The sequence below is a fragment of the Thermosynechococcus sp. Uc genome (assembly GCF_029335995.1).
In the GTDB taxonomy this organism is placed as follows: domain Bacteria; phylum Cyanobacteriota; class Cyanobacteriia; order Thermosynechococcales; family Thermosynechococcaceae; genus Thermosynechococcus.
Genome location: NZ_JARJMS020000082.1, coordinates 1 through 8,511 on the forward strand (window position 1 = coordinate 1; position 8,511 = coordinate 8,511).

Genomic DNA, 8,511 nt, shown 5'->3' on the forward strand with positions numbered 1-8,511 from the left:
CGATTTGGGCAGTGTCGGGTGATCGCCGGGCTTGGGGGGCTGTGGGTGATCTGATTCATCCACAGCGGGATGGTACTCTTTGCGCACCCCCGGAAAGTGGCAGCGTTGAAAGAGGTTAGCGTCAAAGCAGGGACAGTGCTCTAGAGCCTTGGGACTGAGTTTTTCCCGTGCGGATTTCGGTTGCTGCCAGCAGGCATCCCGCGCCACATCCTGACCAAAGCCGAAGAGGGATACCACATTGGCATAACTCCAGCGGGTCAACGTCACATCACTGATCAGATTGCCCACACTTCCTAGATCCTTCAGGGGAATAATGGCCCCAGCAAACGTAATCTGCGGCACCAAAAAGAGAATTGTTAACAGGGGAGCTACGGTTTGAGTCGGCGAGAGGGCAGAGACCAGTAGCCCCATCACCATGCCGCCAAAGGTCACTAGGAAAAGAGTTAAATACAAGCCAGCGATCGCCCCAAGACCGAGGTTCAGATTGATTGCCAAAAACTTCAGCGCCAGGAAGATTGCTGCTTGGTACAGAGCCAGCACCGCTGCCGGTGCAAGCTTTGAGAAAATGTAGGGCCACAGCCCCAGTCCCACCATCCGTTCACGGCGATAGATCTCCAGTTCCTTCACAATTTCGCGCATCGTCGCTAAGCTACCCACCATCACCGCAATCAACACAGTGACAAAGGCCATCGTAAATGCCTGCCCCGCATCCCCCTGATCCGGATTCAGAATCGTTGGCTTCCAGAGAACAAAATCCAAGGCTCCCAAAATTGGCGCTAGGGAAAGCATGAGAATGAGTGCCGCCCGATCCTGTCGCAAAATGGCCAAGTTTCGCTGGGTGAGAATCCACCACTGCCGCCACGGTGCCGCCTGGGGAATTGTGGGTTTTGGGCGTTGGGGTCGGACTGCTTGTGTTGCCGCCGTATCCACATTGAGGGAGCGCTGCCGCTCCACCACATAGGTTTGGTAGAAATGGGACTGGCGATAGCGTTGCTGCCATAGAGCTGGATTGGGCTCGCTTTCAATCTTGAGGTAAATTTCATCAAAATCTTGAACATCAAAATAACTGAGGGCTTGATCCGGTGGCCCAAAGTAGGCAAGGTGGCCGCCCCGTGCTAAAAACACCACCAAATCGCAGAGCATCACGTTCTTAGTGGCATGGGTAATGAGTAGAACCGTGCGCCCTTGATCCGCTAATTGGCGCAATAGTCGCATCATTTGGGTTTCCGTCCCCGGATCCAAGCCAGAAGTGGCCTCATCCAAGAAAAACAAACTGGGGCGGGTAAGCAATTCCACACCAATGGATACTCGTTTACGCTGGCCTCCACTCAGGTGTTTAACCAGTACATTACGGCGCGGGGTTAACTCCAGTTCACCAAGAACGCGGTTCACCTGTTCCTGTCGCTCTTTTTCACTAAAATCAGCGGGTAGGCGCAGTCGGGCTGCATAGTCTAGGGCCTGAGCCACAGTTAGCTCACTGTGGATAATGTCATCCTGGGGCACATAGCCAATCTGGGTGCGATAGGTGCCAAAGTAGCGGTACAGATCATGGCCGTTGACGAGTACTGTACCCCCCGTGGCAGGACGAAAGCCATTGAGGGCATCGAGGAGTGTGGATTTACCGGCACCACTGCCACCAACAATTGCTACAAACTCGCGGGGCAAAATTGAAAGGGAAATATCTTGCAGAAGCTTTGCTCCCTTGGCGGTGGTTTTGCTGAGGTGGATGGCATCGAGGCGCAGGTTACCACTGTCGTTGTGGGGAACAATGGTTTCGTCGGGGGTAAAAAGCGAACTGTAAGGGCCAATACGCACCAAAGCCCCCGTGGGTAAGGGCACGGGTTTGCGAGGTTCAAGGCGCTGGTTATTGATGAAAGTACCGTTGGCAGAGTCGAGATCGACAATGTACCATTGTCCTTCCTCAAGGTAGAGGCGGGCATGAAACCGCGAGACGACAGGATGATCCAGCACCATATCGTTGCTGGGGTCGCGACCAAGGCGAATCTGCTGGCGATCGCGCAGTTGCAGGGGGCGGGTTTGCTCGACAACCTGCGTAGCGGGCATCAACAAATACGTCAGGCGCAGAGATTCCCCTACATGAATCACATCCCCCGGTGCCAAGGTGTGTTCGCTAATCGTTGTGCCGCGCCAGTGGAGGCCATTCTTGCTGCCCAAGTCAATGATTTTGTAGTGATTCCCTGATCGCACCAGCTTGGCATGGTGAAAGGAGATAAACGGATGGTCAATGGTAATGTCCGCCTTCGGATCTCGACCGAGAACCAGTTCCTCCTTCAGCAGCGGAAACTCCTGCAACCAGTGGGGTGTCGCCACCTGCAAAATCGGTGTACTGGCAGCCCCCATGACCACGGTTCCCGGTAGTTGCGTTGTCACTATGCCCTCGGGATCAAAAATGGCTTCAAAGTTGCCAATTTGTAGGCGATCGCCCGCCTTTAGCGTCACAGGAGTGCGTGGCCGCAGCTTCGTGCCATTCAAAAAAGTGCCGCTGACGCTACCGAGATCCGCCACTTGATAACCCGTCTCCTTCGGAATAATTAAGGCATGGTGGCGAGAAACCCCCTCACCCACTAAAATGACTTGGCTTTGGGGGTCGGTACCAATGAGCAGGCGATCGCGCCCCAGTTGAATTTGCTGTCGTGAACCGTCAGCCGCCGTAAGTTCAAGAATCGGTACAGCCATACCGCTTGTTGAGAAATCTCACTTTATTGTGTCACTTGTAGAAGCAGGAGAATTTTCTACGTTGGGAACAAGAAAAAACCCTAAAGTATTAGCCGTTACGAAATCATCGGTATTAAATTTGCTAGATTAGCATTCAATTCATTCAGGCAGTGCCATTCTGTTGTCTCTTTTTGCAAATTCTCCCAGAACTGTAGAACCCAATCTCTTTACTCCGCTGTTGTTGTGGGGATGTCCTGATGTTGATGCACATCGAAATTATCGAAAGTAACCCCCACTTGCGTTCTCTCCTTGGCTGGCACCTACAGCAAGTGGGGCACATTGTTCATCTTGCCAGTGGCTGTCAACAGGGACAGGAAGTGTTTCAACTACGGCATCCCGATTTGGTCATTCTCGATTTGGATTTAAATGAGGGCAAGGGTTTGGAACTATGCCGCTGGCTTCACCATCAAAGTACTGTTTTAATTTTAGTTCTTTCTGCCCGCGAGGATGAAGCGGATGTGGTGACAGCGCTGCGGGCAGGCGCCGATGATTACTTGGCCAAGCCCTTTGGGATGCAGGAATTTCTTGCTCGAGTTGAGGCCTTGGCACGGCGAGCACGCCCCTGTTTACCGAGTGTCCTGAACTTGGGTGAGTTGCAGGTGGACTTAGTGCAGCGACGAGTGGTGGTTCGCAATGTGCCGGTAGATTTGACGCCGCAGGAATTTAGTTTACTCTATGTCCTCACCCAAATGAGCGGCACCCCTTTGAGTCGTCAGGAGTTGCTGCGGCGAGCTTGGCCAGAAAGTATTGATAACCCCCGCACTGTGGATACACACATCCTATCTCTGCGGAAGAAAATCGAAGTAAATCCACAGCAGCCACGCCTGATTCAAACCGTGCGCAATGTCGGTTATCGGCTGCACCTTGAGCCATTGAATGGCCGTTCCCCTCGCCCTAGCTATCGAACTGGCTCCTTTGACCGGCGATCGCCCGCGCATATTTTAGTTTAGCTCATCGGCGGGAAGCCCTGCGCTCTCCCCAAGGGGAATCTTGCTGCCCAATGTACCGCTCCGCCACTGGCAATGAAGTGGGACTCATTCCAAAGCAGCCACTCTTTATTGGCGTTGCTTCCCCAGTTGGTGGGGCACACCAGTCTCAATTGGGGGGTGCGTTGGCTCCCACCCTTCTCGTCTTGGTAGAACCCTTTGCTGCCAGTCTCTTTGGCAAGGTGCCGACAATTGCAGTGATCACGGGAGGGAGTCTTGGGCTCGTGGGTCTCAGTGTGGCCCTAGGGTGATTTCGGCGATCGCCGCCGCTGCTTGAGGGTATCCAACGCATCCCCCAAGGCCGTAATTAGCCCCTCGCGGGTACGGGCATGGTTCTGCCGTTCCTCCTCTAGGGCGCGCCGCAGCCGTGCATTCTCTAGAAGAGCCTCAATCAATTGAGCCTGAAGTTCTGTTACTAAGGTCTGGCTGCGCACGCGGGCTTCAATTTGTGCCCGTTCATCCGCCCAGTCTGGGGTTTCGGTATCCACAGGCGGCGGGGGCGGTTCAGGAACCAGTGGCGGCAGTTCATTCGCTCGCGCCTGTGCCCGTTGCAGTTGCTCTTGCAGACGTTGAAGCTGTTCCTGAAAATCTGCCACAGTGGATAAGGCACAGTTAGGAATTCTACGGCTATTTTGATACGAGTCTCCTCAGAAAACAAGGGTCAAGATCTATGCGTGAGTGGTGAGGCACTCCAAGCATGGTGGCATTGGGCACAGGGAATCATTCCTGCCTCTGAGCGCGAGAGTGGCCTACGGGAGTTAAAACAATTCCTCAGTGCCTTCACCGCGTTGAGTCCTCTGGAAATCACACTGCACCGATTCCCACCCCAGATCTGTCTGAAACTTTCCCTTGCCGAACTCCAAGACCGTTGGCAACGCCGCTGGCAAGAGCGGGTTCCCCTGCAATATCTGATTGGTACGGTTTACTGGCACGACCTCGAACTAGTGGTTGCCCCCAGTGTGCTGATTCCTCGGCCAGAAACGGAAGAATTACTTGAAGTCGTGGCGGCAGCGGTGCCCCCTTGGCAACAGCACGGTCACTGGCTGGATTTGGGTACGGGTAGTGGGGCGATCGCTATCGGCTTGGCGCGGTTCTTTCCTGCCGCTTTTGTGCATGCTGTGGATTGCAGTCCTGAAGCCCTAGAAGTAGCGCACATCAATATTGAAAAGTACAGTTTGAGCAATCGTGTGCAATGCTACGTTGGGAATTGGTTTGCCCCCGTTGTGCATCTCAAAGGACAGGTCCAGGGCATTGTCAGTAATCCCCCCTATATTCCCACCAGCCTAGTGGACACTCTCCAGCCGGAGGTGCAGTACCATGAACCCCGCTTGGCCCTCGATGGTGGTGCTGATGGCTTGGAGGCAATTCGCCAGATTGTGGAGACAGCACCCAAATATCTTCAGCCCCAAGGCTGGCTCTTTATCGAATTAATGGCGACCCAAGGGGCAGCGGTGGCAGCGCTGGCAATGGCAACCCAAGCCTATAAACGGGTGGAGATCCTCAAGGATCTCAGTGGCCACGATCGCTTTTTGCTTGCCCAACGAATTTAGCCGCGATCCCAACGCCAGAGGGTGATCATGAGGACAACTACCCCAATTTGCAACACCAGATTCTGCGCCAAATCGTCACCTGCGGTGCCCGCCAATCCCTTGAGGCCAAGGATAAAGGCACCCATGAGGCCGGAAGCAGCAAAAACAGCATAAAAAACACGCCGTAGTCCCCGATAGGGAGCCGCTGCCTCAGCTCGTAGGCGATCGCGCAGGGTAGGTTGAGTCACTTCAGTCTGTTCCTTGGGTTCGTTAGCAGCCATCTTGATTTTCTGATCACCTGAAAATATCCTACGTCCCTACAATAGGGAACGGTGTATATCAATGATGGTCTAAGGCCGCAGGCAAAAAAGATGTGAGGAGTTTGGTATGCATTGGCAGCGAATTGGTCTAGCACTGGCGATCGCCTGTAGTAGCATGGTTGCAATTCCCCAACTCAGTCAACCCTCCCAAAATACAGGTGCAAGGACACTCCGCTGGAGCGACGCTTCATTTCCTGTGGAAAATTTTCAGGGCTATACCTCTCCTTTTGGCTACCGGCGATCGCCTACGGGGGAACCTACGACTGAATTTCACAACGGCCTCGATTTTGCCGCTCCCCAAGGGAGCTACATCCGCAACTGGTGGGCTGGTCAGGTGATTGAAGTTTCCGACCACACCGCCTGTGGCACACTGGTACGGATTCAATCGGGAGCTTGGGAACACGTTTACTGCCACATGATGGGACGGGTTGAGCAGACCCCCCAAGGACGAGCCATGATCGATCGCGCTGGCGGCATTTTAATCCTAGAGGGGCAGCGAGTACCTACGGGGGCGCGCATCGGTCGCGTAGGCATGACAGGGCGCACCACAGGGCCTCATCTTCACTGGACGCTCCGCCACCGAGGGCAACTTGTCAACCCGGCCGTGGTTCTACAGGCGATGTATGATAGCCAAGCCCAGCGCTGAGAATTGACGGGACTGACGGGGCTCGAACCCGCAACTTCCGCCGTGACAGGGCGGTGCTCTAACCGATTGAACTACAGTCCCAATTTTTGAGCGATTTTTAGACTATCAGGAAAATCATGGCCTTGTCAACTAGTTAAATCTTACAAGGCGATCGCAGCCGGTTGTTTCTTTTTGCCTGTGCACAGACCATTGCCGCTTGAGCGGTAAACTTGATAAGCTCCTGAAGATTGATTGCAAAAATGATCGCCTATCTTTTTGGAGTGCATCTGTGAAGGTCGTTGTCATTGGCAGTGGTGGTCGGGAGCACGCAATCGCTTGGAAATTACTGGATTCTCCTCAGGTGAGCCAAGTCTATTGTCTTCCCGGCAATGGGGGAACAGCCTGCCTAGAGCGATGTGAAAATGTTGCCATTGCAGCCACCGCCCTCACTGACATTGGAAACTTTGCCAAAGAGAAGAAGGTTGACTTAGTTGTTGTTGGGCCGGAGGTACCCCTTGCCGCCGGCTTAGGCGATCGCCTCCAATCGCTAGGCATTCCCGTTTTTGGTCCAACCCAAGCAGGAGCACAGATTGAAGCCAGTAAAGCTTGGGCAAAGGCGCTCATGGCATCGGCTCAGATTCCTACAGCCAAGGCGGCCGTGTTTGACGATTATGAAGTGGCTTCTCGCTACGTTCAAACCCAAGGCGCACCCATTGTCATTAAGGCAGATGGTCTAGCGGCGGGTAAAGGGGTAACAGTCGCAGCCACAGAAGCAGAGGCGATCGCCGCTCTAGAGCGGATTTTTGGGGGCGAATTTGGTGCCGCGGGTCAACGGGTGGTCATTGAATCGGTACTGGAGGGGCAAGAGGTGTCGGTACTCGCCATTACGGATGGTCAAACAATTGTGCCGCTGCTGCCTGCCCAAGACCACAAGCGCGTTGGCGAAGGGGATACAGGGCCAAATACTGGGGGAATGGGAGTGTATGCTCCAGTTCCTTGGGTGACGTCAGAATTGATGGAACGGATTCAAAAAACAATTCTCGAACCTACCCTCAGAGCCTTACAGGATCGGGGGATTCACTACTGTGGGGTACTCTATGCCGGTCTGATGGTCACGCCCGCAGGAGATCCCTACGTGGTGGAGTTTAACTGTCGCTTTGGCGATCCGGAAACCCAAGTGGTGCTACCCCTTTTGGAAACCCCTCTGATTGAGGTACTTTTGGCCTGTGTCGAGGGGCGGTTGGCTCGTTTGGGAGCGTTGCAATGGCGCCATGAGGTGGCGCTATCGGTCGTAATGGCGGCAGGGGGGTATCCGGGGAGTTACCGTAAAGGGGATGTGATTCAGGGCATTCCCAACGCGATGGCTCAAGGTGTCCTTGTTTTCCATGCGGGAACCCGCTGGCAGGATGGGCAATGGTATACCAATGGTGGGCGCGTACTGAATATCACCGCCTTAGCTCCTGATTTTGCCACTGCTCAAGCCAAAGCCTATGCCGGCGTGAACGCCATTCAATTTGCCGATTGCTACTATCGTCGTGACATTGGCTACCGTATTCTGGAATCATCGGCTCATAAAGGTTAGTGCTTTCCATGACGGTTCTCCCCCCGAACACCAATCCATTACGCTGTTTAACCGGTGCGCTAATTGCTGGCACCCTTGGAATTCTGCTGCATCGGCTCACAGGGGCGATCGCCTATGTCTTTGCTACTCACGCGGTGAGCTACCACAATCAACTGGTCTATAGCTTAGCAGTGGCTGTGCGCACCCTCGTGGTGGGTCTATGTACCTTGGCAACGGGTGTTTTTAGCATTATTGCGCTAGGCTTAGTGGCTCTGACACTGCAGCTCCTCTGGGAACGCTGGGTACAGGGTGAGCAAACTTAACCCTCGCTGCTGGCCAGATAGGCGGCAAGCCCCGCATTCAGGGCGGAGAAGGATAGGGCAGACGGCGTAGCCCTCCTTGGATTTCACTGTGGCCTCTGCTGCTGCTCAATGAACTGTCGCACGATAAAAATATGATTCACCACCTGCAGCGCATCCAAACCTTCAAATACGAACTCATGCCGACTGGCGAGCAGACCGAGTGACGAAACAGGCCGAACACCGCTTGGCTAGCGAATACGCCCGTACATCCCCTACAACAGTTGCTCAAGGACTTAGAACGTGCCTACAGTAACTTCTTCGCCAAGCAAGCCGACTTCCCACGTTTCAAGAAAAAAGGCCAAGCGGACAGCGTCCGCTCTCCCGACCCGAAACAGCTCAAACTCGATCAGGCCAATAGCCGCCTGTTTCTGCCGAAGCTCGGTTGGCTGCGC

9 protein-coding genes, 1 tRNA gene and 1 pseudogene are annotated in these 8,511 nt (G+C 54.2%); 7 read left to right on the plus strand and 4 right to left on the minus strand.

The annotated features are described in order from the left end of the window. Window positions 1–2,697 (minus strand): FHA domain-containing protein (locus tag P3X23_RS09120; protein ID WP_300875729.1); only part of this gene is annotated, 2,697 nt, incomplete at its 3' end. A gap of 233 nt (window positions 2,698–2,930) precedes the next feature. Between P3X23_RS09120 and P3X23_RS09125 the strand changes: the two genes are divergently transcribed. Continuing rightward, on the plus strand, window positions 2,931–3,686 hold the full coding sequence (locus P3X23_RS09125; protein ID WP_367186586.1) for a response regulator transcription factor: 756 nt from the start codon (window positions 2,931–2,933) through the stop codon (window positions 3,684–3,686). A 50-nt stretch (window positions 3,687–3,736) separates the two neighbouring features. Continuing rightward, window positions 3,737–3,973 (plus strand): hypothetical protein, encoded by a 237-nt coding sequence (locus P3X23_RS09130; protein ID WP_300875733.1) that lies wholly within the window; start codon window positions 3,737–3,739, stop codon window positions 3,971–3,973. Here P3X23_RS09130 and P3X23_RS09135 read toward each other — a convergent pair. Beyond that, complete coding sequence (locus P3X23_RS09135; protein WP_300875735.1) at window positions 3,965–4,318, minus strand: hypothetical protein; 354 nt, start codon at window positions 4,316–4,318, stop codon at window positions 3,965–3,967. The genes P3X23_RS09130 and P3X23_RS09135 overlap by 9 nt on opposite strands. A gap of 78 nt (window positions 4,319–4,396) precedes the next feature. Here P3X23_RS09135 and prmC point away from each other — a divergent pair, with 78 nt between their 5' ends. Further along, entirely contained in the window at window positions 4,397–5,272 is an 876-nt protein-coding gene (gene prmC / locus P3X23_RS09140; RefSeq protein ID WP_300875738.1) for a peptide chain release factor N(5)-glutamine methyltransferase, read from the plus strand. On the opposite strand, the gene P3X23_RS09145 is transcribed toward prmC, so the two are convergent. Continuing rightward, a complete protein-coding gene (locus tag P3X23_RS09145; protein ID WP_300875741.1) occupies window positions 5,269–5,532 on the minus strand; it encodes a DUF3493 domain-containing protein in 264 nt (87 codons plus the stop codon). The two genes, prmC and P3X23_RS09145, sit on opposite strands and share 4 nt — an antisense overlap. 106 nt (window positions 5,533–5,638) lie before the next feature. Between P3X23_RS09145 and P3X23_RS09150 the strand changes: the two genes are divergently transcribed. Then, window positions 5,639–6,217: a M23 family metallopeptidase gene (locus P3X23_RS09150; protein WP_300875744.1), complete on the plus strand. Its 579-nt coding sequence runs from the start codon at window positions 5,639–5,641 to the stop codon at window positions 6,215–6,217. A gap of 7 nt (window positions 6,218–6,224) precedes the next feature. Here the strand turns inward: P3X23_RS09150 and P3X23_RS09155 are convergent. Continuing rightward, window positions 6,225–6,298 (minus strand) — tRNA-Asp (locus P3X23_RS09155). A 187-nt stretch (window positions 6,299–6,485) separates the two neighbouring features. On the opposite strand from P3X23_RS09155, the gene purD reads away from it, so the two are divergent. The 3 genes and pseudogenes from purD to P3X23_RS12020 form a co-directional block, all read left to right on the plus strand. Next, window positions 6,486–7,778, plus strand: a complete 1,293-nt coding sequence (gene purD, locus P3X23_RS09160; protein ID WP_300875747.1) for a phosphoribosylamine--glycine ligase — start codon at window positions 6,486–6,488, stop codon at window positions 7,776–7,778. 8 nt (window positions 7,779–7,786) lie between these two features. Then, window positions 7,787–8,080, plus strand: a complete 294-nt coding sequence (locus tag P3X23_RS09165) for a DUF3082 domain-containing protein (RefSeq protein ID WP_300875750.1) — start codon at window positions 7,787–7,789, stop codon at window positions 8,078–8,080. Between the two features lie 143 nt (window positions 8,081–8,223). After that, window positions 8,224–8,511, plus strand: a pseudogene (locus tag P3X23_RS12020) (cytosine methyltransferase); the annotation flags it as partial.